Annotated in this window: 1 protein-coding gene and 1 pseudogene; one reads left to right on the top strand and one right to left on the bottom strand. The window is 40.9% G+C overall.

The genetic code is table 11. From position 1 onward, the window contains the following. Positions 1-110: pseudogene (locus RTW80_RS26055) on the top strand (glycogen synthesis protein GlgS); the annotation flags it as partial. Between the two features lie 42 nt (positions 111-152). Here the strand turns inward: RTW80_RS26055 and RTW80_RS26050 are convergent. Beyond that, positions 153-969 (bottom strand): hypothetical protein (locus tag RTW80_RS26050; RefSeq protein ID WP_312720974.1); only part of this gene is annotated, 817 nt, incomplete at its 5' end.

Genomic DNA, 969 nt, shown 5'->3' with positions numbered 1-969 from the left:
TGGCCGTTACTGGTAACATGGATGAAGAACATAGAACCTGGTTTTGCGCACGTTATGCCTGGTATTGTCAACAGATGATGCAGGCAAGAGAGCTGGAGTTAGAGCACTGATATAACGGGCCTGATGGCCCGTTTTAGTGTTTGTATTAGATACTAGTTATAGGTGATTTTCAGGATTACGTCTTTACTAAACGGTCCCTCAACAACCGTTTCTGCCGGGTTCGCACTCAGTTCTGCCCTGAATGGTGCGGTGACCGAAGGCGCACTAGACGATGAAAAAGAAGCAAATTGTGAGAAGCGGTTAAATTCCGTTGCTGTTCCATCGTTATGAAATATCTTCAATAGCAGACCATTACCTATATCCAGATGGCTATAATCACTCAAAATATCCGTAGTGAAAAAACTCCCTAAAATATTAAACTGCTCAGTACAGGCCGCACCCGGATCTTTGGTCATGACTACGCTAAACGTCTCACTCACGCTGGTATTTTTAATTGTTCGGGAATTTATTTTACCAAAGTCGACAACGCCATCAGCTGGTTCCAGATCAACATTAACAAAGCAGTCAAGGACATGAATGTTATTTAATCCGCGAATCCTGAAGGTCAGATTTTTATCTACTTCTATAGCACCTGCTCCGCTCATACCTTTAAATTCAAGTGCTATATATTCGTCAGGTAATACAAGTTTTTTATTTACTTTATTGGCATTTTTAGCTAGCTTAATATATAGCTGCACTCGTACTGGAAAAGTTACTGATAATTGCGGTTCAGGACCGCCACTACAGACTGCGGGCTTTTTGTAGCCATTCCCGAAGGTTCCGGCTCCTTTTATATCAATACATACAGGTGCTGCAATAGGTAGTGGAGATGTAGAATCATAATCAACCCCATTATAAGTTACACCGAAAGTATAAGAGTTTTGATTATAAAAGTCTTGACCTGATGCTAACAACATCATTATATTTGCC

Origin of the sequence: Escherichia sp. AM3 (genome assembly GCF_032029835.1) — a bacterium.
In the GTDB taxonomy this organism is placed as follows: Bacteria; Pseudomonadota; Gammaproteobacteria; order Enterobacterales; family Enterobacteriaceae; genus Escherichia; species Escherichia coli.
The sequence above is the reverse complement of the archived record's forward strand: the minus strand, read 5'-3'. Positions and strand labels throughout refer to the sequence as shown.